Source organism: Caulobacter sp. FWC26, assembly GCF_002742645.2.
GTDB lineage: Bacteria > Pseudomonadota > Alphaproteobacteria > Caulobacterales > Caulobacteraceae > Caulobacter.
Genome location: NZ_CP033875.1, coordinates 1,595,011 through 1,617,497 on the forward strand (window position 1 = coordinate 1,595,011; position 22,487 = coordinate 1,617,497).

Annotated in this window: 18 protein-coding genes and 1 pseudogene; 11 read left to right on the forward strand and 8 right to left on the reverse strand. The window is 66.1% G+C overall.

What is annotated here, in order from left to right; translation table 11 throughout:
- Window positions 1-73: 73 nt before the first annotated feature.
- Window positions 74-1,006 carry an iron-containing redox enzyme family protein gene (locus CSW63_RS08970; RefSeq protein ID WP_082749347.1) on the forward strand — a complete coding sequence of 311 codons (933 nt, stop codon included), beginning with the start codon at window positions 74-76 and terminating at the stop codon, window positions 1,004-1,006.
- A 39-nt stretch (window positions 1,007-1,045) separates the two neighbouring features.
- Here CSW63_RS08970 and CSW63_RS08975 read toward each other — a convergent pair whose 3' ends face one another.
- Window positions 1,046-1,210: a DUF2256 domain-containing protein gene (locus CSW63_RS08975; RefSeq protein WP_062094002.1), complete on the reverse strand. Its 165-nt coding sequence runs from the start codon at window positions 1,208-1,210 to the stop codon at window positions 1,046-1,048.
- Window positions 1,211-1,336: 126 nt separating this feature from the next.
- Here CSW63_RS08975 and CSW63_RS08980 point away from each other — a divergent pair, with 126 nt between their 5' ends.
- Window positions 1,337-2,368, forward strand: coding sequence for a DNA topoisomerase IB (locus CSW63_RS08980; RefSeq protein WP_062094003.1), 1,032 nt, complete (start codon window positions 1,337-1,339; stop codon window positions 2,366-2,368).
- 54 nt (window positions 2,369-2,422) lie between these two features.
- Window positions 2,423-3,259, forward strand: coding sequence for a Ku protein (locus CSW63_RS08985; protein ID WP_062094004.1), 837 nt, complete (start codon window positions 2,423-2,425; stop codon window positions 3,257-3,259).
- Here the strand turns inward: CSW63_RS08985 and ligD are convergent.
- Window positions 3,256-5,862 (reverse strand): DNA ligase D, encoded by a 2,607-nt coding sequence (gene ligD / locus CSW63_RS08990; protein WP_099503776.1) that lies wholly within the window; start codon window positions 5,860-5,862, stop codon window positions 3,256-3,258. The two genes, CSW63_RS08985 and ligD, sit on opposite strands and share 4 nt — an antisense overlap.
- Window positions 5,863-5,867: 5 nt before the next feature.
- The gene (locus CSW63_RS08995) at window positions 5,868-6,137 is read right to left on the reverse strand and encodes a hypothetical protein (protein WP_062094006.1); all 270 of its coding nucleotides are present in this window, start codon (window positions 6,135-6,137) and stop codon (window positions 5,868-5,870) included.
- 117 nt (window positions 6,138-6,254) lie between these two features.
- Between CSW63_RS08995 and rfbD the strand changes: the two genes are divergently transcribed.
- Both rfbD and rfbA read left to right on the forward strand, forming a co-directional pair.
- Entirely contained in the window at window positions 6,255-7,157 is a 903-nt protein-coding gene (rfbD, locus tag CSW63_RS09000; protein ID WP_062094007.1) for a dTDP-4-dehydrorhamnose reductase, read from the forward strand.
- Window positions 7,154-8,029 (forward strand): glucose-1-phosphate thymidylyltransferase RfbA, encoded by an 876-nt coding sequence (rfbA, locus tag CSW63_RS09005; RefSeq protein ID WP_062094008.1) that lies wholly within the window; start codon window positions 7,154-7,156, stop codon window positions 8,027-8,029. Before rfbD ends, rfbA begins: the two co-directional genes overlap by 4 nt.
- 42 nt (window positions 8,030-8,071) lie before the next feature.
- Here rfbA and CSW63_RS09010 read toward each other — a convergent pair.
- The 4 genes and pseudogenes from CSW63_RS09010 to CSW63_RS09025 all read right to left on the reverse strand — a co-directional run bounded on the left by CSW63_RS09010 (window position 8,072) and on the right by CSW63_RS09025 (window position 15,459).
- Window positions 8,072-10,338: pseudogene (locus CSW63_RS09010) on the reverse strand (TonB-dependent receptor domain-containing protein).
- A gap of 106 nt (window positions 10,339-10,444) precedes the next feature.
- The gene (locus tag CSW63_RS09015; protein WP_062094010.1) at window positions 10,445-10,969 is read right to left on the reverse strand and encodes a DUF6702 family protein; all 525 of its coding nucleotides are present in this window, start codon (window positions 10,967-10,969) and stop codon (window positions 10,445-10,447) included.
- Entirely contained in the window at window positions 10,966-13,383 is a 2,418-nt protein-coding gene (locus CSW63_RS09020; RefSeq protein ID WP_062094011.1) for a M1 family metallopeptidase, read from the reverse strand. The genes CSW63_RS09015 and CSW63_RS09020 overlap by 4 nt, the downstream gene beginning before the upstream one ends.
- A gap of 93 nt (window positions 13,384-13,476) precedes the next feature.
- Window positions 13,477-15,459, reverse strand: a complete 1,983-nt coding sequence (locus tag CSW63_RS09025; protein WP_062094012.1) for a TonB-dependent receptor — start codon at window positions 15,457-15,459, stop codon at window positions 13,477-13,479.
- Window positions 15,460-15,644: 185 nt separating this feature from the next.
- On the opposite strand from CSW63_RS09025, the gene CSW63_RS09030 reads away from it, so the two are divergent.
- On the forward strand, window positions 15,645-16,679 hold the full coding sequence (locus tag CSW63_RS09030; RefSeq protein WP_062094013.1) for a sterol desaturase family protein: 1,035 nt from the start codon (window positions 15,645-15,647) through the stop codon (window positions 16,677-16,679).
- Between the two features lie 35 nt (window positions 16,680-16,714).
- Here CSW63_RS09030 and CSW63_RS09035 read toward each other — a convergent pair whose 3' ends face one another.
- Window positions 16,715-17,662, reverse strand: a complete 948-nt coding sequence (locus CSW63_RS09035; RefSeq protein WP_062094014.1) for a UDP-glucuronic acid decarboxylase family protein — start codon at window positions 17,660-17,662, stop codon at window positions 16,715-16,717.
- A 134-nt stretch (window positions 17,663-17,796) separates the two neighbouring features.
- On the opposite strand from CSW63_RS09035, the gene CSW63_RS09040 reads away from it, so the two are divergent.
- From CSW63_RS09040 to lldD, 5 genes are read left to right on the forward strand one after another with little or no spacing between them, the layout of a single operon-like run.
- Window positions 17,797-18,783, forward strand: coding sequence for an ABC transporter ATP-binding protein (locus tag CSW63_RS09040; protein ID WP_062094015.1), 987 nt, complete (start codon window positions 17,797-17,799; stop codon window positions 18,781-18,783).
- A gap of 1 nt (window position 18,784) precedes the next feature.
- A complete protein-coding gene (locus tag CSW63_RS09045) occupies window positions 18,785-19,522 on the forward strand; it encodes an ABC transporter permease (RefSeq protein ID WP_062094096.1) in 738 nt (245 codons plus the stop codon).
- A 2-nt stretch (window positions 19,523-19,524) separates the two neighbouring features.
- Window positions 19,525-20,703: a sensor histidine kinase gene (locus tag CSW63_RS09050; RefSeq protein ID WP_062094016.1), complete on the forward strand. Its 1,179-nt coding sequence runs from the start codon at window positions 19,525-19,527 to the stop codon at window positions 20,701-20,703.
- Window positions 20,700-21,305: a response regulator transcription factor gene (locus CSW63_RS09055; RefSeq protein WP_062094017.1), complete on the forward strand. Its 606-nt coding sequence runs from the start codon at window positions 20,700-20,702 to the stop codon at window positions 21,303-21,305. Before CSW63_RS09050 ends, CSW63_RS09055 begins: the two co-directional genes overlap by 4 nt.
- 9 nt (window positions 21,306-21,314) lie before the next feature.
- Window positions 21,315-22,460: an FMN-dependent L-lactate dehydrogenase LldD gene (gene lldD, locus CSW63_RS09060; RefSeq protein ID WP_062094018.1), complete on the forward strand. Its 1,146-nt coding sequence runs from the start codon at window positions 21,315-21,317 to the stop codon at window positions 22,458-22,460.
- Window positions 22,461-22,487 lie beyond the last annotated feature (27 nt).

Genomic DNA, 22,487 nt, shown 5'->3' on the forward strand with positions numbered 1-22,487 from the left:
GCGCATCGCCACCGCCGTTGTGTTCCCACTGATCCTCGGGATCGCCCTTCTCGGATACTTGGGAGCGCACGCCTTGTACGGTGGAGAACGTCTCGCGCGCCTTGGCGCCTTCAACCCCCGGGTCCCCGATGCAGAAGCCCTGCATCGGACACTGGCCCATTGGAATCACACCCGGCTGGCGCCGGCCGAGCCTAGCGAAGCGTGGCGCGAGGATCTGGCGACCGAGCAGCGGATGCGCCTGTTGGAAGGCGAGTTCGTGGAGGCTTTCCGCGTCCATGTCGCTCCGCTCGTTGACGCTGCTCCATGCGACCCGGACGGCTTTGTGGCTTGGTTCGAGGCGCTGAAGGACCACGGGCCCGGCCAGTGGGACCCATTGTTCGATTGGCTTGAAGGCAAAGCGTCGCTTGAGGACCTCAAATGGTTCCTGACGCAGGAGGCCGCAGGCGAGGCCGGGTTCGACGATCTGGTCGCGATGACCCAGGTGAAGATCTCCGATCGCGCCAAGCTCGAGCTGGCGCGAAACTACTGGGACGAAATGGGACGCGGAAGCGCGCGGGGCATGCATGGCCCGATGCTGACGCGGACCACGGCGATGCTGGGCCTGACCCCGACCATCGACGCCACGCTTTGGCAGTCGCTGTGCCTAGCCAACACCATGACCGCTTTCGCGACCACCCGCCGCTATGTCTGGCACTCGATCGGCGCGTTGGGCGCGGTGGAGTTGACGGCGCCGACGCGCGTGGCCTGTGTCGACGCCGGCCTCAAGCGCGTCGGCGTATCGCCGGAGGCGCGCAAGTACTTCGCCCTCCACGCCCACCTGGATGTCGAGCACTCCAAGGCGTGGAACGCCGAGGCGCTGGTTCCGCTGGTGGCGGAAGACCCGCGCCGCGCCCGCTACATCGCCGAGGGCGCGGTCATGCGTCTCATCTGCGGCGAGCAGTGTTTCGAGACCTATCGCGCGCATCTCTGGGCCCATGTCCACCCCCTGGTTTACGCGGCGGAGTAGGGCGGGTGACGCGGCGGCTAAACTGCTCAAGGCAGGCGTCTAGTCGCCGGCCTTCCGCGACCGCAATCGGCCTTTGCAGCGGTCCGAGCACGTCTTCACCGCGTCCCAGTCGCGCGCCCACTTGCGGCGCCACGAAAACGGCCGTCCGCAAGCCGCGCACATCTTGTCGGGGATGGTGGCTTTCGGACGCTTCGCGGCTTTCATCGGCTTTGTCGGTTCCTGAGGGCGCGCTGATGACTACGCGCGGAGGCTCGTTCCGGATGATTTCGGCCGAGAGGGAACGCGCAGGCGCGCCGACGACTTCCGGATCGGTAGCGTGGGAGGAGCCTCATGCCGAAAGACACCGCTTTTGAGAAATCGGCCGAGGCGGTTCTCGTCTATGTGAACCATGACGAACCTGGGATCGGACGCGTCCCGACAAAGACTGGCTTTCGGTACCGAGACGCCGAGGGGCGGCCTGTCCGCGACCCGGACACGATCGCGCGAATTACGACACTTGCGATCCCGCCGGCCTGGACCGAGGTTTGGATCTGCCCGCTCGCCCGGGGCCACATTCAGGCCATCGGCCGCGACGCCAAGGGGCGCAAACAGTATCGATATCACGACGCCTGGCGCCGTGATCGGGACGGTCTGAAGTTTGAGCGGATGATTGCCTTCGGACGCGGCTTGCCGCGCCTGCGGGCGCGCGTGGAGAAGGATCTGGGACGGCGCGGCCTCCCCCGCGAAAAGGTGATCGCCGCCGTTGTCCGCCTGATGGAGTTGACCCTGATCCGCGTCGGAAACGAAGCATACGTCAAGGAAAACAAGAGCTTTGGGCTGACTACCCTGCGTGATCGCCATGCGACGCTTTCGGGGGTGGGCGGGGTCTTCGAGTTCAGAGGCAAGAGCGGGAAGGTCCATAAGACCGGCTTCCGCGACCGCCGGCTCGCACGCATCGTCAAGGCTTGCCAGGACATCCCCGGCCAGCGCCTGTTCCAGTATCTCGACGCGGAAGGGGCGCGCCGGTCCGTCGAGTCCGCCGACATCAACGCCTATATCCGCGAGAGCCTGGGCGGGGACTTCTCCGCCAAGGATTTCCGCACCTGGGCGGGCACCTTGGGGGCGGCGCGAGCGCTGTGTCAGCGTCCCAAAGCGAGCAGCGCGACGGAAGCCAAGCGCAACGTGACCGACTGCGTCAAGGCGGTGGCAAGCCTGCTGGGCAATACCGCCGCCGTCTGTCGCGGATCCTACATCCATCCGCTGGTGCTTGAGGCGTATGAGCAAGGGGCGTTGCCTTTGAAGCCCGGCCGTTCGCCCCGCGCTTTCGAGCTGGCGGTGATCCGTTTCCTTGAGGCGGCCCGGGCCTCTCGCGTCGCACGCTGACGGAACGCCTCATCTCGCACCGCCGTTGAAGGGGATCATCGAGGAGAACCGCTCATGGTCGCCGGCCGTCCCACCTGGCAAGGGCATTTGCGCTTATCGCTCGTGACCTGCCCGGTCGCGCTGTACACCGCCACGGACTCCCAGAGCGATGTGCGGTTCAACATGCTGCACAAGACGACGCACAACCGCATCCGGATGGTGCCCACCGATCCTGACCTGGGGCCGGTCGAGCGCGCAGACATCGTCAAGGGCTACGCCTACGAGAAGGACCAGTACGTCGTCATCACTCAGGACGAGATCGACGATGTCCGACTGGAGAGCACGCGAACCATCGACATCGAGCGTTTCGTCTCCGCCAGCGAGATCGACCGGCTCTATTGGGACAATCCCTACTTTCTCGTTCCCGACGGTAAGCTGGCCGCCGAAGCCTATACGGTGATCCGCGAGGCGATGAGCGAGGAAGGACAGGTGGCCCTGGGGCGGGTCGTCATGCATCAGCGCGAGCGCCTGCTGGCGATCGAACCGCGTGACAACGGTATGGTCGCCTGGAGCCTTCGCGCGCATCGCGAGGTTCGCGACGCGGCGGACTATTTCGACGATATCCCCGACCAGAAGGCCGATCCGGGCATGATTCAGATCGCCCAGAAGATCATCGCCCAGAAGGAAGGGCCTTTCGATCCCGAGCAGTTCAACGACCGTTATGAGGACGCCCTGCGCGAGCTGATCGCGGAGAAACGCAAGGGCAAGGGCCGCAAAGTCTCAGCGCCGCCGCCCGAGGAAACCAATGTGGTCGACCTCATGGACGCCTTGCGCAAGAGCCTGGGCGATGCGCCGAAGGCGCGAAAGCCCACACGCGGTAAAGCGACCAAGCCGGCCAAGAAGGCGAGTTAGCGCTTGGTCTTTTCCAGCTTGCGGATCGCCGCCGCCAGGGGCCTGGCGCTATCAGCAAAGGTGTCCCAGGCGTCGAGGCTCTTCAAAAGGCCAGGGGCGGTTCGCAGGTTGAAGCGCGAGGTCTCCAAGCCCTTGCGAACCTGCGTCCAGTTCAGCGGCCAGGACACCGGTGCGCCGGGACGGGCGCGTGGCGACAGCGGGGCCACGGCTGTGCTCATCCGATCGTTGCGCAGATAGTCCAGGAAGATGCGGCCGCCCCGATCCTTCTTGGCCATGGTGATCAGATAACGGTCCGGACTTTCGGCCGCCATGCGGGCGCAGACCTCACGAGCGAACGCCTTAGCCGTTTCCCAATCTAGACCTTCGGCCTTGATGGGTGAGACGACGTGCAGACCCTTTCCGCCCGTCGTCTTGCAGAACGGTGTCAGACCCAGCGCCTCGAGCCGGTCACGGATCTCCCGCGCCGCCTCGACGACGGCGTCGAACGGCACATCCGGCGCGGGATCGAGGTCGAAAACGAGCCGTCCGGGAACCTCGGGCGCGTTCGGCGCACAGTTCCAGGGGTGCAGCTCGGTCGCGCCCCACTGGGCGGCGGCGACCAAGCTCTCGACGGTATTGAAGACCAGATAGGGTTTGCGATCGCCGCTGACCGTCACGGCGTCGATCAACGCTGAGACTCCCTTGCCCGCGTGGCGCTGGAAGAAGGTCTCACCCGCGATACCGTCTGGGGTTCGGATGACCGAGCAGGGCCGTCCTTTTATGTGTTCAAGCATCCATGGACCGACCGCGGCGAAGTAGTCGGCGAGCTCTCGCTTCGTTCCCGGAGTCCCGTCGCCGGCGTCGGGCCAGAGCGGCTTGTCGGGATTGGTGATCGTCACGCCCAGCACCAGGGAATTGCCGCGCGAGGCGGGGGACGGGGCGGGCGTGGCCAGCTCCGCGTCCGCCGCCGGCGCCGGGGCTTCGGCCTCGACGGCCTTGGCGGGCTTGTCCTCGCGGAGCCCTTTGAACGACGCTTGCCGCACCGATCCTTCTCCCGTGAACCCAGCGAACTCTATCTCGGCGACCAGTTCGGGTTCCACCCAGTGAGTGCTCGGTCCCCCGCGCGGCGCGCCCTTGCCGGCAAAGGGAGACGCTTCGCGCGTCAGACTCTTTAGCGCCGGTACGAGTTTGGCGAGCTTTTCGCGGCCAAAGCCTGTTCCGACACGACCGACATGAACGAGATCCCCGTCACGATAAACGCCGACGATCAGTGAGCGGAAGGCTTCTCCCGTGGTGGTCCAGCCGCCGATCACCACCTCGTGGCCCGCTCGGCACTTGGCCTTGGTCCAGGCCGCGCTCTTGCCCGAGCGGTAGGGCGCGTCCAGCCGTTTGGAGACCACGCCTTCCAGCGACATTCGACACGCCGATTGCAGCACCGCCTCGCCGCCGCTGGTGAAGTGTTCGACATAGCGCAGGCGATCGCCGGTCTTCGGCAGGAGGGTCTTCAGCCGTTGCTTGCGCTCTTGCAGCGGCAGGTCGGCAAGCGCTTCGCCGTCGGTGTGCAGAAGATCGAATGCGAAGAAGATCAGGTCGTCGGTGTCCTGTTCCGACAACGCCGCCTGCAATCCGGCGAAAGAGGGAGAGCCTTCGGCGTCGAGCGCGACGACCTCACCATCGATCAGCGAGTCCGGCAGGTGGGCGGCGTCTTCGATCAGTTGAGGAAAGCGGTCGCTCCAGTCGAGGCCTGTGCGTGTCCGCAGCGTCGCGACGCCGCCTTGGACGCGCAGTTGCATCCGGTAGCCGTCGAACTTGATCTCGTGTGCCCAATCGCTGCCGGCGGGCGGGCGATCGACCAGCTTGCACAGTTGCGGTGGGACGAATTTCGGCATGGTGTTTGAGCGGTTCGCGGGCGCCTTCCGCTTGGGCGGCGTGGCCGCTGCGTCTTCCCGGTCGCGGGCTTTCGGCGAGGCCGTGGTGCTCCACACCGCGTCTGCAGGTTGGCGCGTCTCGGCCATAAAAGGCGTCGGCGCGCGGCCCTTGCCCGAGGCGATCTCCTCCATGGTGCGGCCCGAGGCGATCGAGAAAGCCGAAGTTTCCAGGAAGTCGGCGTCTTCGTCGCGCGCGAAGGCGTCGCGGTGCTTGATCAGCAGCCAGTTCGCCCGTTTGCCGCCGCTGCGGTCGCTCTTGATCCGGACCAGGACCCAGCCGCCCTTCATCCGCTCGCCGGAGAACACCAGCTTGATCTCGCCGCGCTTGAGCCCCTTTTCGAGATCGAAACCGGGTTCCGGCGCCCACCATCCGCGATCCCAGAGCATGACGGTTCCGCCGCCGTACTGTCCCTTGGGGATCACCCCCTCGAAGTCCCCGTAGGCGAGGGGATGGTCCTCGACCTGCACGGCCAGGCGTTTGTCATGAGGATCGCGCGAGGGGCCTCGCGTCACGGCCCAGGACAGGAAGACGCCCTCATGCTCCAGCCGTAGATCGTAATGAAGGCGCGTCGCATCGTGTTTCTGGATCACGAATCGCGCCCGGGCGGACGCCGCGACGCGGGCCTCGTCCGAAGGTTCGGACGTGACCGTAAAGTCGCGTTTGGCCCGGTAACTCACCAGCGTCCGCTTGGCCACTGCGGCTATTCTCCGTCGAACACTTCAGGCCTTCGGTCGTCGACATCGCGGCCGTCGCCCGCGTCCATGTCACGCTCCAGCGCGACGATCTCGTCGTCGTCCAGGTCCTCGCCGATCAAGGCGTCATCGTCGTCGGCGTCGCCCTCGGCCTGGGTGACGTCGAGCACATTTGGCAGTTCCTCGAAGGTTCGCAGCTCGCCGTCTTTGCCGACGACGTCCTCGTCCAGGGTCTCGGCGCCGTCCTGCTCGTCCCATCCGCTATCGACATCGGTCATCGGCTTCGCTCCTGCTTGCGTCTAGGGAATGGGCAGGGGGCCAAGGGCGTTCCGCGCGAAGACGATTGTCGGCGTCGGCCTTGCTGGTCAGGTTGCAGACCGCGTAGGTAGGGGCGAATGACCGACAAGACGCATATTCTCGTGACCGGCGGGGCCGGGCAGGTGGGCTTGGAACTTCTGCGCGCCGCTTGGCCCGAAGACGTCGTGCTTCATGCGCCGTCCCGAACCGAGCTGGACCTGACAGACGAGGCCTCAATCCGCGCCACCTTCGAGGCTACGCCGTTCGCCGCCGTCATCAATTCGGCCGCCTGGACGGCCGTGGACAAGGCCGAGAGCGATGTCGCCGCCGCCTTCGCCGCAAACGCCCTGGGCCCCGCGCTGTTGGCCGATGCGACACGGGCGCGGGGCGTTCCGTTGATCCAGGTCTCCACCGACTACGTGTTCGACGGCGAGAAGGCTGAGCCCTACCGCGAAGACGATCCGGTCGGGCCGATCGGGATCTACGGAGCCTCGAAGCTGGCCGGCGAGACGGCGGCGCGCCTGGGCAATCCCCGCTCGGTCGTGCTGCGCACGGCCTGGGTGCTCAGCGCCCATCGCGCCAACTTCCTGAAGACCATGCTTAGGCTGGCCGCCGACCGGCCGATCTTGAGGGTGGTCGACGACCAGCACGGCTGTCCGACCTCTGCGCGGGACATCGCCGAGGCGCTGAAGACCATCGCGCTGCGGATGATCGCCGATCCGCAGGCGCCAACCGGCGTCTACCATTTCGTCAACGGCGGCGAGGCGAGCTGGGCCGATCTGGCGCGTGAAATCTTTCGTCTCAGCGCCGCCAGCGAGGGCGTTCATGCTGAGGTTCAGGGCATTCCAAGCAGCGAATATCCCACGCCGGCCCGTCGTCCGCGAAACTCACGCCTGTTGACCAACAGGATCGGCGCGGACTACGCCATCCACCCCCGGCCCTGGAAAGAGGCCGTGGCCGACATCATCGCGGAACTGACCGCTCAGGGAGCCCCTGCATGAAGGGCATCATTCTCGCCGGCGGCTCCGGCACCCGACTGCACCCGATGACCCTGGTCACGTCCAAGCAGCTGATGCCGATCTACGACAAGCCGATGATCTATTATCCGCTGTCGACGCTGATGCTGGCGGGGATCCGTGAGATCCTGATCATCTCGACGCCGCGCGATACGCCCAACTTTGAGGCGCTGCTCGGGGATGGCTCGCAATGGGGGCTGGAGATCCAGTACGCCGTCCAGCCAAGCCCCGACGGGCTGGCCCAGGCCTATGTGATCGGCGCGGACTTCGTGGGCCGTGATCCCTCGGCGCTGATCCTCGGCGACAACATCTATTTCGGCCACGGCATCACCAACCTGTTCACGCGGGCGATGGCGCGGCCGCATGGCGCGACCGTCTTCGCCTATCACGTCAACGATCCCGAACGTTATGGCGTCGTCGAGTTCGACAAGCAGATGACGGCGCTCTCGATCGAGGAGAAGCCGGCGGTCCCGAAGTCGAACTGGGCGGTGACGGGCCTCTATTTCTACGACGGTGACGTGGTCGACATCGCGCGGGACCTGAAGCCCTCGGCGCGGGGCGAGCTTGAGATCACCGACGTCAACCGCGCCTACCTGGAGCGCGGCGACCTGTCTGTCGAGCTGATGGGACGCGGCTATGCCTGGCTCGACACCGGCACGCCCGACAGTCTGCTGGAGGCCGCCGAGTTCGTGCGGGTGCTGGAAAAGCGCCAGGGCTTCAAGATCGCCTGCCCCGAAGAGGTCGCCTACCAGAAGGGCTTCATCGACGCGGCGCAGGTCGAGCGCTTGGCCGACGCCTTGGGAAAGAGCGCCTATGGCGCCTATCTCCGGACAGTCATCGGCGGCGGTCCGCGCTAGACGGCTAACCGGCGCCCGCATCGGGCGCCGGTCGTTTCGATCCTACATCGGTCCCACGCCGCCAGGCGTGGTCTGGAAATCGAAGGCCGGCTCGCGCGCGCGACGCGGGTTCGGAACGCCTTGGCCGCCAAAGCCATAGGTGAAGCCGATGAACACGGCCCTGAGGTTGAGATCCATGTCCCTGCGGTTCTTCAAGGCGGGCGTGTCGATGACCGTCTTGTCGCCGAAGGTCTTCAAGGCGTCCTGCACGGTCACAACGCCCGACAGGCGGTCGTTGAACTTGTGTCGGTAGCCCAGCAGCAGCATCCCGGTGGGCTCCTTGTAGCCTTGCGGCGTGAGGCGCTTGCCGGTGGCGAAGCCGCTGATCTGCAGGAAGTCCTTTGGCGTGGCTTGTATGTTCAACGCCGCGTAGCCCGAGACCGTCCAGGTCGAGCGCTTCTCGGGGAAGCCGAGGTCCGTCGCACCGATTTCCGTCCAGGCCGTATTGCCGCTGATCGTGTAGGATAGCTTGGGTGAAAGGCGGGCGTTGGCGACCAGTTCAAGACCCCCGCTGCGGCTCTTGGCGAGGTTCGCCTTGGTGGTCAGCAGCACCCCATCCCCGATGTCGCGGACCACGTCGGTGACGCCGTCGCGCGCCTCGCGCCAATAGAGCGTGCCCAGGTAGTAGTTGAAGCCCTTGCGCACCTGATAGGCCACCTCGAAGGCGTCGGTCACCTGCGGCTTCAGGCGCGGGTCGCCCTGCCGGTAGCTGTAGGGGTCCTGATAGATTCGGTAGGGGTTCAGGTCCTGGGCGGTCGGGCGCTGGATGCGGCGGCTGTAGCTGGCGTTGACCTGGCGCAGGTCGTCCACCCGGTACTGCACGTGCAGCGACGGGTAGGCGCGCAGGTAGTCATAGCCATCCTTGAGCCGCGAGGTGATCTGGTTGGTGTCGACCGTGACCTCCTCGATCCGCAGGCCAGGCATCACCGTCCAGTCGCCCATCGGGCGGCTATAGGTGGCGTAGACCGCATGAACCGCCTGGTCGTACTGAAAGCGGTTGCTCAGGGAGGGATCGACGCTCAGCGCGCCGCCCTTGGGCCCGCGAGCGCCGTAGTTGTCGTAGTCGTTGTCGTCGATCTGGAGCTCGTAGCCGGCGACCAGCTTGGCGCCGTCGGGCAGGGGGCGCTTGTACTCGGCCTTGAGGCGGGTCTGCACCAGCTCGTCGCCGATCCGAACGCTTTCGACGGTGTCGGAAATCGAGGGCAGCTGGTTGAAAGCCTCGGCGAAGCTGGTCTGGCGATTGCGCGTACGCTCGACGCCGGCGTGCAGCGTGAACTCGTGGTCATCGCCGGCCAGCTTGCGGCGCAGGTCGCCCGTCACACCCGCAACCGATCGCCTCATGCCGCCGTCGCTCAGGCGCTGATAGCGGACGCTGGGTGCGCCGCCGGGCGTCTTGCCCTCGTAGGCCGAGCCGGCTTCTGAGTCGTAGCGCATATCGTTGTAACGGGCCTCGGCGCTCAGCCGCGTGCGCTTGTCGAGGTCGTAGTCGACTCCGGCGCGGGCGTTGTGCGACTGCCCGCGGCTGGTGAAATTCACCTTCTGCCGGCTGGTCGCGTATCGGCCGCTGACCGGGTCCAGGCGCTCGCGCTCGTCGATGATCTCGCCCTTGGCCTTGTCGCGACGCCAGCCGGCGTCGGCCGAAACCGTCAGGGTCTTGGTGTTACGGGCGAGGCTTAAGCTGGCGTTCTTGCGGCCTTCGGTTCCGAAATTGCCCCGCACCGAGCCGGTCATGCCGACGCCGCGCTGCTGCTTGGTGATCAGGTTGATGATCCCGGCCGTCCCCTCCGGGCTGAAGGCGGCCGAGGGGTTGGTCATCACCTCGACCCGTTCGAACTGGCTGGCCGGGATCTGTTGCAGGACCTGGCCGCGGTTTTCGCCCTTGAACATGCCGGACGGCTTGCCGTCGATCATGATCGTGACATTGGGATCGCCCCGCAGGCTGACATTGCCCTGAACATCGACCTGGACGGACGGGACATTCCGCAGGACGTCAGCGACCGAGCCCGTGGTCGCCTGCAGGTCCTTGCCCAGGCTGTAGCTGCGGCGGTCGATCGAAGTCTTGATGTCCTGCGCAGCGGGGGCGGTGATCGTCACGCCCTGAACCTGGTTGGGCTGATCCTTCTTCGAAGCGGGGGGGGACTGGGCGAAGGCGGCGGTGCCGAGCGCGGCCAAGCCCGTGGCGGCCAGCAGGGCGACGCGTCGAGTCGGGGTGGTCATGGAAGTCTCCTCTGTTGGCGAGGAAACTGCCTGCGACCGGCAAAGCCTGGCAGTGCCGGGCGTCAGGCGCCTGGGGTGACGTTTGTCACCTCCGACGAGATCGCAAGGATTTAAACCATTTTCGATCCGATAGGCGTCTCAGGCCTATCGAGAAACGTCCTACGGCTCCGCCGTCAGCGGCTCGAGCGATTGCGGGACGCCCGCCTCGGCGCCGGAGAAAATCAGCGTGCGGGTGACTCCGGCGCGGCGGATGTTCACCTGGTTCACCTCGTCGGCGTACACATCGGCGAACATCGCCGAGATGACGGCGACCTCAGCGCGGGTCTGGTTTGCAGCAACCCGACCCGAATATTCGAAGCGCACCTCGTCCGCGCCCAAGGTCATGTCCTTCAGCGTCAAGGCGACCGTCTGGTTGGACACCGCCAGCAGGAAGCGCTTGTCCATGTAGAGTTTCAGCGCCTCGACCGCCTCGGGATCGTCGAGGCTGGCCTGGGCGTCGGGCGCGATCAGGGCTAGGGCAGGCTCAGCGTCATGGGTGGGAACCCGATGGCTGACCCTGACCTCGCCCGATTTCACGTCGATCTCCACGACGCTCAGCGCGCCGTGGCCGCGGTGGGCGGCCGCCGGGAGCGGGGCGAGCGCGAGGCTCGCCGCCGCGAACAGGGCGACCGCGCGCTTGATCACTTGGGACCGTCTTCCTTCTTCGGCTCTTCGGCCGGGAACGTGCCCAAGCCGCCCGGCTCAACCTTCAGGTTGGCGTCCTTCATGCGGTTGGAGCTCTCGGGGAATTTCGGCAGCCGCAGCGTCATCGGCGTGATCGCGCCCTCATAGACGTTGTTGCCGCGATCCGCGTCGGCGGTTTCCCACTTCGGGTCCAGTTCAGCCCCTTTCAGCTCCTTGCCGGTGACGTACTGCCACGTCACCTGCTTGGAGCTCTTGCGCCAGATTTCGGCCGGGATACGGACCGTCTCGCTGGTGCCGTCGGTGAAGTCCATCTTCAGGATCACCGGCATCACCAGGCCGCCGATGTTGCGGAAGGTGAAGCGGTAGAAGTTGTCCTTGAAGTCCTGAGCCGCCAGTTCCTCGGGCGTCATGTCGGCGCGGGCGGTCTTGGCGCGCTTGCGGGCGCTGTCAAAGACGGTGAACTGGTCGGTCTGATCGTAGAAGTCGCGCACCTTCGGATCGCGCTCCACGACCGTCTGGCCTTTGTTGTTGGCCGCCGTGAGCGATTCAGGCTCCTTGGCGTCCGCAGCCTTACGCACGCCGGACTCCACGTCGGGATCGCCGCTGTCGAGGCGTGCCTTCACCACCTTGTCCAGCGAGATGTCGACGTGGTCGGTCGAGTAGAACCAGCCGCGCCAGAACCAGTCGAGGTCGATGCCCGACGACTCCTCCATCGTACGGAAGAAGTCGTAAGGGGTCGGGTGCTTGAAGCGCCAGCGGTTAGAATATTCCTTGAACGCGCGGTCGAAGAGCTCGCGGCCCATGATCGTCTCGCGCAGGATCACCAGGGCGGTGGCCGGCTTGGAGTAGCCGTTGGGGCCAAACTGGATCACCGAGTCCGACTGGGTCATCAGCGGCACCTGGTCCTGGCTGACCATGTACTCGACGATGTCCTTGGGCTCCCCGCGACGCGCCGGGAACTTCTTGTCCCACTGCACCTCGGCCTGGAACTCGAGGAAGCTGTTGAGGCCTTCGTCCATCCAGGTCCACTGACGTTCGTCTGAATTGACGATCATCGGGAAGTAGTTGTGGCCCACCTCGTGGATCACCACCCCGATCAGGCCGTACTTGGCGCGTTCGGTGTAGGTCAGGGCGCCGGTCTTCTTGTCCTTCACCGGCCGCGGGCCGTTGAAGCTGATCATCGGATATTCCATGCCGCCGACCGGGCCGTTGACCGACTGGGCCACCGGGTAGGGATAGGCGAAGGTGAAGTCCGAATAGACCTTCAGGGTGTGGGCGATCGACTTGGTCGAATAGGCGTCCCACAGCGGGCGCGCTTCCTTGGGGAAGAACGACATGGCCATCACGACGGGATGCTCGGCCTTGGGGTCTTCCTGCTTCACGCCCAGCGCGTCCCAGACGAACTTGCGCGAGCTGGCCCAGCCGAAGTCACGGACATTGCTGGCCTGGAAGATCCAGGTCTTCTCGGTCTTGGCCTTGCCCTTCTCGGCCGCGGCGGCCTCTTCGGGCGTGACGACATAGACCGGTTCGCTGGCGGTGCGGGCCTTTGCGAGGCGGTCGCGCTGGGCTTGGCTGAGCACCGCGCCCGGGTTCTGCAGCACGCCCGTCGACGACACCACGTGGTCCGACGGAACCGTCAGGGCGACGCGATAGTCGCCGAACTCCAGCGTGAACTCGCCGGCGCCCAGGAAGGCCTTGTTGTGCCAGCCTTCGTAGTCCGAATAGACCGCCAGGCGCGGGAACCACTGGGCGGCTTCGTAGATGCAGTTGCCGTCTTCGCCCTTGCCGGTGAAGCACTCATAGCCGCTGCGGCCGCCGATGACCTTGTTCTCGACCAGCGGCAGTGACCACTCGATGATGAACTTGGTTTCGCCGCCGTTGGCCCGCACGGCGGCCGGCAGGTCGACGCGCAGCAGGGTGTCGACCACGGTGAACTTCAGCGGACGGCCCGAGGCGTCCTTCACCGACTTAATCGTGAAGCCGCCTTCCCACTCCTTGAAGCGCTGGATACGGCGAACCTGGCCAAGGCTGATCGCGTCGCCCGAAACGGTTTCGGTCAGCTTGCTGATCGAGTCGCGCTTGGCGTCCTGGTCGAGCAGCAGCCACAGATAGGGCAGGCTGTCGGGCGAGTTGTTGCGATAGGTGACCGTCTCGCGACCCGTCAGGGTCTTGGTGTCCTCGTCGAGGCGCACGGCGACGTCATAGTCGACCTTCTGCTGCCAGTAGCGATAGCCCGGCGCGCCCGACGCATTGCGATAGTCGGTCGGGGTTGGCCAGTCCTCGCCTTCGAGCTGACGGAACTTGTCATCGAACGGCGCCTTGGTCTGCTTGATGGCGTCGGCGTGCGCGACAGTGACGGAGAGCGCGGCGGCGATGACGCCGGCCACGGCGTAGCGAATGGAACGCTTGGACAAGTTCGATAGCCCCTCAACTCAGAATACTGAGAAAACCCCGCACGGACTTTGACGGGGCTGGAGGCGAAAATCATCCCATTTTCGCGGAGCGGATCAAAAATTGATCTTGATGCCCGCGCGGATGGCGCGAGGTTCCACCGGGTGGAAGTGAATATCCTCAACCCCGCCCGCCGGCTCTTCCGGGAGGCGCGAGGCGTAGAAATAGGCGATGTCGTCGCGCCGGCTGTTGGTGAGGTTGAGAACCTCCACCATCAGGCTGCCGGGGCCGATCTCCTGGACGAACAGGGCGTTCACGAGTCCAGTCGGGCGCGAACGCACCGAATTGTCCTCGATCAGCGGCGCGGCGCCCAGGCGACGATAGGTCAGGGTCAACGTCGAGGTCGGACCGAGCTTCCAGCTGGCTCCGCCTGTCAGCACCGAGGCGACGGCGTTCGGGATACGCTCGCCATTGGTGAACCTGGCGTGCGTTCCGGCGTAGGACGCGGTCAGGTTCAACCGTGGTGTGGGCCGCCAGTCGGCCAGGAGTTCGATCCCCCGCCGGCGGGTCGCGCCCGAGGCCTCGGTGAAGCCGGCGTCGCCGACATAGACGAGCTCGGAGTCGACATGCAGCGCCCAAGCGGCGGCGGTGAGGGTCAGATCCTCCCGGCGCCAGCGCAGGCCCAATTCGGCGCCATCGGTCGGCGATAGCAACGGCGCGCGATCGGCCGGATCGCCGGTGATCGGATCGACCGTGATCACCGCGCCCCGCGCATCGTTCGAGTGGAAGCCGCGCCCGGCGTCCGCATAGAGCTCGAAGGTCTTGGAGATCCGCCAGGCGAGCGTGACCTTGGGCGAGAGCAGCACATCGCTGATCGTCCCGGCGTTCCGGCGATCACCCGCCTCGACGTCGGCGCCCATCGCGTCGGCGCGTAGACCCGCCGTGGCGTCGACCGGGCCCAGGCGTTTGGAAACTTCACCCCAGACGCCAGTCGACCATTGGGTCAGCGCATCCTGGCGAACCGTCGCGCGCCGTTGCCGGGCGGTGGTGCGGTAGAGGCCGACTTTTCCAATGTCGTCGATCCGGGCGGACGCCCCGGTGCGGGCGCTCCAGCCGTCGGCCAGTACCCAGCGTTTGGTGAGCGAACCGCCATAAATCCAGCGCTGGTCGACCTGTTCGAACTGGTCGCCGTTGACCGGATCCTCGAGGAAGTAGGTGAAGTTCGAATAGATATCGAGCGTGTAGCGCTGGACATAGACCACGGTGTCCAGCCCCCGCAGCAGATCGCGCCGGCGGGCCGAGAGCATGTAGCGCGAGGTCTTTCCACCATCCGTCTCGTCGATCGCGCCGAGGCGATCCAACTGGCCGGAGGCCACGGCGCGGCGCGGTACCTGGTCGGTGGCCTTCCAGCGCGCGTCGTAGGCGAGGGCGGTCATTGACCAGCCGCCAACCAGCGCGCGCCCGAGCAGGTTGATCTTCCGAAGGTCCTCGGGCTGCGTCCACGCGCCGTCGTTGGTGGCGAGGTCGGCGGCGACGAGAACGTTGCTGGTCAGGGCCTTCGAGCCGACGGCGCGATAATAGCCATTCTCGCCGGCCCAAGCTTGTAGGCCGTCGCCATGCAGGTGATCGGCCGTCTCGAACGCCACCGCGCCTGCTGTCGCGAAGTCACCGTTCTCGGCGGCGTAAGGCCCTTTTTTGAAGCTGATGTCGTGGACAAACTCAGGTGTCAGAACATTGAGATCCAGATAGCCCTGCCCATGGCCGTGCGACGGCAGGTTCAGCGGCACGCCGTCCAGCGACGCGGCGAGGTCCGTCCCGTGATCGAGGTTGAAGCCGCGCAGGAAGTACTGGTTGGCCTTGCCCGCGCCCGAATGTTGGGTGGCGGCCAACCCCGGCACCGCCTCGATCAGTTCGCCGGGGCGGAGCAGGGGGCGCGAGGCGAAGTCGGCATAGGCGATACGGCCTTCGCTGGCCGACGTGGCGCGGCCCAGGTCGTTGGCGCGCCGTCCCCAGACCGAAATCGCCTCCACCTCCTGCGCCAGGGCTGGCGTGGAGACGGTGGCCAGGAGCAGCGAGAGGGAGGCAAGGCGGACGTGCATCGGGCCCTGTTAGGTGAGGCTCCGGGGGCGGGCAAGGCGCGCATGAAAAAATGGATCCACCGCAGGTTGCTCCGTCACACCAAGTTTTAACGGCGCCATGGCATCAAGGCGTAGCTGAAGGGCATGGGGGCCGTAGTTTGAAACCAGTGGCGCTACAATCGGCGACCGAGCAAGGCGCTGCGGCCATGGCCGTGGACGCTCCGGCGCAGAGCCTGGGGCGCGGGATGCTCGCGCTCGCGCTCGTCGGCTATGTGGTTTGCGCTCTGGCCGGCTGGTGGTTGGCCCTCAGGCTGATCCCGGCCGAGCTGAGTGTGACCGTGCTCGGGCGCACCCTGCACACGGCGTCGGCGCACGCCCATCTCAACAACATCTTCCTGGTGTTCTTGCTCCTGCCCACGGTTCTGGGCATCGAGGCCGCCGTCGTCGGCTGGTCCAAGAGCTCGCTGCGACAGCTGCTCTTCTCGCGCACGCCATCGCTGAACACCGATCTGACTGTGTTCGTGTTGGGCCAGGGCCACGTCCTGGACATCGTCGGCCGGGTTCTGATGCTTGGCGCCTCGATGATCTCGGGCGCATGGGTTCACGAGGCCATTCGGGTCCGAACCGGGCTGGATCTGGGGCCGCCCGCCCTGCCGTTCGTGCTGCAGTTGCCCTTCTACTTCGCGATCTACAGCTTCTTCGACTACTGGACCCACCGGATCGACCACACGAAGAACTTCTGGCCGCTACATCGCTATCACCATTCGGCCGAGGACTTCGCCGTGGTGACCTCCGTGCGGCAACATCCGGCGGCCTTCACGGCGGTGTTCGTCGTCAATCTGCCGCTGGCCGTGCTGGGCGCGCCGCCGGACGTGATGATCTATGTGAACGTGCTGGTGATCGCGATCGGCTTTCTGGTTCACTCCAAGATCGACGCCGACTGGGGCTGGGTCGGGCGCTGGCTCATCCAATCCCCCAACCACCACCGAGCCCACCACAAGCTCGACATGACCCATCCGACGGGCCACTTCGCCGTCGCGCCGATCTGGGACCGTCTTTTCGGCACCTGGTACGAGGACAAGCCCGATCCGAACCTGGCGATCGGCGTCGATACGCCCTACCGCCACGGAGTCTTCGTGCCGCGCGACATGGCGCGGGACTATGCGCACTTCTGGCTCGGCTGGCTGGGCCGTCCCAACGACGGCCCCAACTCCGACTTTGGGATCTTCCGCCGGCGCTAGGGCCCTTTCCGATCCGATAGGCGTTCGAGAAGGCTCTAGGCGGCTTTCAACAGGCCGTCGAAATACTCGATGGTCTTCATCAAGCCGACGTTCAACGGCGCGGTAGGCGTCCAGTCGAGAACCTGCTTGGCCAGGGTGATGTCCGGCTGACGCTGGCGCGGATCGTCTGAGGGCAGGGGGCGATGAACGATCGCCGAGCGGCTGCCGGTCAGTTCCAGAACCAGTTCGGCGAGCTGCTTCATCGTAAACTCGACGGGATTGCCCAGGTTGATCGGACCGGTCACCTCGTCACCGGTGTCCATCAGGCGGATCAAGCCCTCGACCAGGTCGTCGACATAACAGAACGACCGAGTCTGATTGCCGTCACCATACAGGGTGATGTCCTCGCCCTTCAGCGCCTGAACAATGAAGTTCGAGACCACGCGCCCGTCGTTCGGATGCATCCGGGGGCCATAGGTGTTGAAGATCCGCGCCACCTTGATGCGCAGCTTGTGCTGGCGCCAGTAGTCGAAGAACAGGGTCTCGGCGCAGCGCTTGCCCTCGTCGTAGCACGAGCGCAGGCCGATCGGATTGACGTTGCCCCAGTAGCTTTCGACCTGCGGGTGGATGGTCGGATCGCCATAAACTTCCGAAGTCGAGGCCTGGAGGATCTTAGCCTTCACCCGCTTGGCCAACCCCAGCATGTTGATGGCGCCGTGGACGCTGGTCTTGGTCGTCTGAACCGGGTCGAACTGGTAGTGAACCGGGCTGGCGGGGCAGGCCAGATTGTAGATCTGGTCGACCTCGACATAGAGCGGCATGGTCACGTCGTGGCGTAGCAGCTCAAAGCGCGGGTTCGACAGGTTCTGCGCCACGTTCAGGCGCGAGCCGGTATAATAGTTATCGACGCAGAGGACCTCGGCGCCTGTTTCCAGCAGGCGATCGCAGAGATGCGAGCCCACGAAGCCCGCGCCGCCGGTGACCAGGATTCTCCGCGTGTGCATCGGCCAACCCGCCTCCCAGGGACTCAGCTCTCGCGACCTTTATAGCCGGGCCTAGTCCAGGACTGCCACCGCGCCATGTGACGCGGTGGGCGCGGGTGACGTTTGTCATATCCAGCGCGTGACGCCCGGCACTGATGGCGGACCTCGCGTTCGGCGATCTTGGTTCCACAGAGACGGAGCCGACCATGTCACCCCAATCCCCCCAGCCGCCGATCGCGATCCTCAGCAAGGTTCTCAAACGTCGGGGCGCGACCCTGGCGTTGAACGGCCTGGATCTGGCCATCCGACCCGGCCAATGCGTGGCCCTGCTGGGGCCGAACGGCGCGGGCAAGAGCACCAGCGTCGCCCTGTTGACCGGACGGCTGCGTCCCGATGCCGGCGAGGCGTTCCTGTTCGGCGGAGACCCTCGGACCCTGGCGGGTCGTGGTCGCATGGGCGTGATGCTGCAGACCGCCGGACTGCCCAATACGCTGAGCGTCCGCGAACAGATCGACCTCTTCCGAGGCTACTATCGCAAGCCGCGCCCCCTGGAAGAGATCGTCGAGCTGGCGGGTCTGGAGGGGCTGGAGCGTCGTCGCTGCGGGGCGCTGTCCGGCGGGCAGCAACGCCGGGTGCAGTTCGCCCTGGCCATCTCCGGACGTCCCGACTTCCTGGTGCTGGACGAGCCGACGACGGGCATGGACATCGACGCGCGCCGCGCGCTCTGGAGCGCCGTGCGGTCTGAAATCGGGCGGGGCGCGGCGGTGCTGCTCACCACCCACCATCTCGACGAGGCTGAGGCCCTGGCTGATCGCATCGTGGTCATCGACCACGGCCAGGTGATCGCCGACGGCACGCCCGAAGCCATCAAGGCCCGCGTTTCGGGCGTGGCGATCCGCTGTCGGACGCGTCTTTCGGACGCGGAGCTTGCGTCTCTTGCACGGGTCACCGGCCTCAGCCGAGACGGCGGCAAGGTCACGCTGCTGACCACCTCTGCCCCTGCCACCCTGCGCGAACTGCTCGCCCGTGATGAGACCGTCGACGACCTGACCGTTTCGGGCGCGTCGCTAGAAGACGCTGTCACCCGCCTTGTCCAAGCCGGCCAAGCGGCCGCCCATCAACGCCAACCCGAGGTCGCCTGAGATGCACACCCTAGCCGTCTACGTCCGTGAAGCCCGCGCCCAGGTCCTGGCCACTTGGCGCACGCCGCAATTCATGATCCCCAGCGTCATACTGCCCCTGCTTTTCTACGGCTTGATGGGGCTGGGTCTCAGCAAGGGGCGTGAGCCCGTCGCCCACATGATGCTGGCCAACTACGTGATCTTCGCCGCCATCGCGCCGGCGATGTTCGGCTTCGGGGCCGCCGTCGCGGCGGAGCGCGAGGCCAAGCTGGTTGAGCTCAAGCAGATCGCACCCTTGCCGGCTGGGGGCTACCTGGCCGGTCGCCTGGCCGCCGCGCTGGCGCTGGTCGCCGTGGCGATCGGGTTGCTGGGCGGTCTGGCCTATTTCGGGGGCGTGAAGATGGACGCCTGGCGCTGGGTCGCGACGCTGGGACTTGGCCTCTGCTCGGCTGTTCCCTTCGCGCTGATCGGCCTGAACCTTGGCCTGCGCATGGGCTCTCAGGGCGCCACGGCGCTGACCAATCTTCTGTTTCTGTGCTTCAGTCTGTTCGGCGGCCTGTGGATCCCGCTTCAGGCGATGCCCGCCTGGTTCGGCAAGATCGCCCAATTCACGCCGTCGTACCATTTCGGCCAGCTGTCGCAGATGCTTTCGGGCATGCAGCCGGTGACCGATGTCGAGCGCCATGTCTCGATACTTGTCGCCATGAGCTTGGCGGCCCTGATCGGGGCCTGGGCGGCGTGGCGGCGACAGGCGGCTTGACCATGACGAAGGGCGCGCGCGAGATCGCCGACATGAACAAGGACAACAAGTCCAGAAACACGTCCGGGACCGGCGCGCCCGATCCCCATGCCCCGGTCGCCGGCGAGTCTTTCGTCCGGCGACACTGGAGCCTCGTGTTCCTGGTCTATCTGCCGTTCTACTTCATCTCTTGGCTTTATCGCCGGCCAGAGACGCTTGAAGTGGTTGCGTCGCTAGCCGGGCTGGTTGTCTTTCTGGGACTGTTCGCGAGCATCCATATTCGCAAGGGGCCACCTCGGCTGTGGCAGGTTCTGGCCATCTTCGCCGTCGGCATGGCCTTGTCACCATTCAAGTCGACCTGGAGCGTCTACACGATCTACGCCATGGCTTACGGCGCCCGTCTGGCGCCTCGGCGAATGGCCCTGCGCATGCTGATTGGCATGGAGGTCGTGGTTCTCTTGATTGGCGTGTTGTTCCTTCGGGACGCGTGGCCGATCTGGACCTCGGGGCTGTTGTTCGGCGCCATCACCGGGTTCGCCACCCTGATGCAGGCCGATATCGAGCGGAAGAACGAGGCCCTGGCCATCGCGCATGAGGAGGTCCGCGCCTTGGCCAGCACCGCCGAGCGTGAGCGGATTTCGCGAGATCTCCACGACCTTCTCGGTCACACTCTGACCCTGGTGGCGGTGAAGGCCGAGTTGGCGGCTCGGCTGGTCAGCCGCGACCCCGCGGCGGCTGAACGTGAGATGCAGGCGGTGGCCGCCACCGCCCGTGAAGCGCTCTCGGAAGTCCGCACCGCTGTTGTCGGGATGAAGGGGGCCTCCATCGCCTTCGAGCTGGACAAGGCCCGGCAAGCCCTGGCCGCGGCCGGCGTCGAGGCGACCGTTTCGGCGCTGACGGCCGATGGTCATCCTGGGCAAGAGGCGGTTCTGGCGATGGCCTTGCGCGAGGGAGTGACCAACGTGATCCGCCACGCGGGCGCTTCGCGCTGTGAGATCAGCCTGTCGCCCAGCGCTTCGGCACTTGTGCTCACCATTGTCGATAACGGTCCGGGCGCACGACTCGTCGAGGGCTCGGGTCTGAAGGGCATGCGCTCACGCCTGACCGCCATCGGCGGGACCCTTGAGGTCAAATCCGACAAGGCCGGCACGCGCCTTGTCGCCACGGCGCCGCTGCGCGCCCAAGGGGAGGGCGTGTCTTGATCCGCGTCGTCATCGCCGAAGACCAGAAGATGGTCCTGGGAGCCCTCAGCGCCCTGCTCGAAATGGAAGGCGACATCCAGGTTGTCGGCCGCGCGCCCGACGGCGCCGTGGCGCTGGACCTTGTCCGCGCTGAGAAGCCGGACGTTCTGATCTCCGACATCGAAATGCCCCACCTGACAGGGATCGACGTCGCCGCGCGCCTCAAGGCCGACGGCGCCAGCACGCGCGTACTGATCGTTACCACCTTCGGCCGGCCCGGTTATCTGCGTCGGGCGATGGAGGCGGGCGTGAAGGGCTATCTCCTCAAGGACGGCCCTAGCAGCGTGCTGGCGGCGGCGGTCCGGACCATCGCCGCCGGCGGACGGGCCATCGCGCCGGAATTGTCCGAAGCGGTGTGGGACGCCGAGCCAGATCCCCTGACCGACCGCGAACGCGAGATCCTGCGGCTGGCCGAGGAGGGCCGCTCCAACAAGGACATCGCCGACGTGCTCGATCTCTCACCCGGCACGGTGCGCAACTATCTGTCGGAGGCGGCGCAGAAGCTTGGCGCGGCGAACCGTGTGGAGGCGGGGCGTATCGCGCGATCGAATGGTTGGCTGTAGCTTGGCGGAATGATCGTTTCTTCGACCACGGACTTTCGCGAAGCCGCGCGCCGCCGGCTGCCGCGCTTTCTGTTCGACTATATCGACGGCGGCGCCTACGCCGAGCGGACGATGGCGCGCAATATCTCCGACCTTGCCGACATCGCGCTTCGTCAACGGGTCTTGAAAGACGTCTCGGCAGTCGATCCGTCCACCACTCTGTTCGGCGTCCATCAGGCCTTGCCGGTCGCCCTGGCGCCGATCGGGCTGACGGGCATGTACGCCCGCCGGGGTGAGTGTCAGGCGGCGCGGGCGGCGGCGGCCAAGGGCGTGCCGTTTTGCCTGTCCACCGTTTCGGTCTGCGATGTCGACGAGGTGCGCGCAGCCTCGCCTGCGCCGTTCTGGTTCCAGCTCTATGTGCTGCGAGACCGGGCCTTCATGCGCGATCTTCTGGCCCGCGCCAGCGCCGCGGGCGCGACCACGCTGGTCTTCACCGTCGACATGCCCGTGCCTGGCGCCCGCTATCGCGACGCGCATTCGGGCATGTCGGGGCCTTACGCCCCCGCGCGGCGCCTTCTTCAGGCGGCTTTGAAGCCAGGGTGGGCCTGGGAGGTTGGCGTGATGGGCCATCCTCACCGGCTCGGCAACGTCGCTCCCGCTCTGGGGCGAGCGTCGGGCCTGCAAGACTTCATGGGCTGGCTGGGCGCCAACTTCGACCCATCGATTCAATGGTCGGACCTGGCGTGGATCCGTGATGCGTGGAAGGGCCCTCTGGTCATCAAGGGCGTGCTCGACCCCGAAGACGCCAAGGCCGCCGCCGATATCGGAGCGGACGGCGTGGTTGTCTCTAACCATGGCGGCCGCCAGCTTGATGGCGTCCTCTCCAGCGCCCGCGCCTTGCCCGCCATCGCTGATGCGGTCGGCGATCGTCTGACCGTTCTGGCCGACGGCGGCGTTCGATCGGGCCTTGATGTGGTTCGGATGCTGGCCCTTGGCGCGAAGGGCGTCCTGATCGGTCGCGCCTATGCCTACGCCCTGGCCGCCAGCGGCGAAGCCGGCGTGACCCAACTCCTTGAGTTGATCGACAAGGAGATGCGGGTCGCCATGGCGCTGACGGGCGTGCGCGCGGTCTCCCAGATCAACAGCACGGTCCTCGCCGCGCCCCCGCAACGCTGAAGAAAGAGGGGCCTAGGGCCTCCACGC

Excerpts from the sequence above, each read along its gene's own strand:
- CSW63_RS08975 (WP_062094002.1), bottom strand. The coding sequence starts at position 1,210 with ATGAAAGCCGCGAAGCGTCCGAAAGCCACCATCCCCGACAAGATGTGC.
- CSW63_RS08980 (WP_062094003.1), top strand. The coding sequence starts at position 1,337 with ATGCCGAAAGACACCGCTTTTGAGAAATCGGCCGAGGCGGTTCTCGTC.
- CSW63_RS08985 (WP_062094004.1), top strand. The coding sequence starts at position 2,423 with ATGGTCGCCGGCCGTCCCACCTGGCAAGGGCATTTGCGCTTATCGCTC.
- CSW63_RS08995 (WP_062094006.1), bottom strand. The coding sequence starts at position 6,137 with ATGACCGATGTCGATAGCGGATGGGACGAGCAGGACGGCGCCGAGACC.
- rfbD (WP_062094007.1), top strand. The coding sequence starts at position 6,255 with ATGACCGACAAGACGCATATTCTCGTGACCGGCGGGGCCGGGCAGGTG.
- rfbA (WP_062094008.1), top strand. The coding sequence starts at position 7,154 with ATGAAGGGCATCATTCTCGCCGGCGGCTCCGGCACCCGACTGCACCCG.
- CSW63_RS09025 (WP_062094012.1), bottom strand. The coding sequence starts at position 15,459 with ATGCACGTCCGCCTTGCCTCCCTCTCGCTGCTCCTGGCCACCGTCTCC.
- CSW63_RS09030 (WP_062094013.1), top strand. The coding sequence starts at position 15,645 with ATGGCCGTGGACGCTCCGGCGCAGAGCCTGGGGCGCGGGATGCTCGCG.
- CSW63_RS09035 (WP_062094014.1), bottom strand. The coding sequence starts at position 17,662 with ATGCACACGCGGAGAATCCTGGTCACCGGCGGCGCGGGCTTCGTGGGC.
- CSW63_RS09040 (WP_062094015.1), top strand. The coding sequence starts at position 17,797 with ATGGCGGACCTCGCGTTCGGCGATCTTGGTTCCACAGAGACGGAGCCG.
- CSW63_RS09045 (WP_062094096.1), top strand. The coding sequence starts at position 18,785 with ATGCACACCCTAGCCGTCTACGTCCGTGAAGCCCGCGCCCAGGTCCTG.
- CSW63_RS09050 (WP_062094016.1), top strand. The coding sequence starts at position 19,525 with ATGACGAAGGGCGCGCGCGAGATCGCCGACATGAACAAGGACAACAAG.
- lldD (WP_062094018.1), top strand. The coding sequence starts at position 21,315 with ATGATCGTTTCTTCGACCACGGACTTTCGCGAAGCCGCGCGCCGCCGG.